This window comes from Psychrobacter sp. CAL346-MNA-CIBAN-0220, assembly GCF_040309805.1.
Taxonomy (GTDB): Bacteria; Pseudomonadota; Gammaproteobacteria; order Pseudomonadales; family Moraxellaceae; genus Psychrobacter.
On sequence record NZ_JBEOPF010000742.1, the window covers coordinates 1 to 235 of the forward strand.

Annotated in this window: 1 pseudogene; it reads right to left on the reverse strand. The window is 46.0% G+C overall.

Features of this window, described 5'->3' with window-relative positions:
* Positions 1-235: pseudogene (locus tag AAEY88_RS15530) on the reverse strand (1-pyrroline-5-carboxylate dehydrogenase); the annotation flags it as partial.

Genomic DNA, 235 nt, shown 5'->3' on the forward strand with positions numbered 1-235 from the left:
GCTCAAGCAAGCTCGCATTACCACCAATAGCGGTGGTATTAATCGTTCTTACCCGCTCAGTAACAAAGCGATGGAGGTAATCAGGCGTTAGCATCTCTGACATGCCTTCCATATCGGTCACGGCAATCACTTGCGTCAAAATACCATCCGTATTGGCCAGCTTTTGACTGATTGCTTGTACTTCACTGTTATTACCTGCAACAGCAACTTGGGCGAGACGATCAATATATAACAG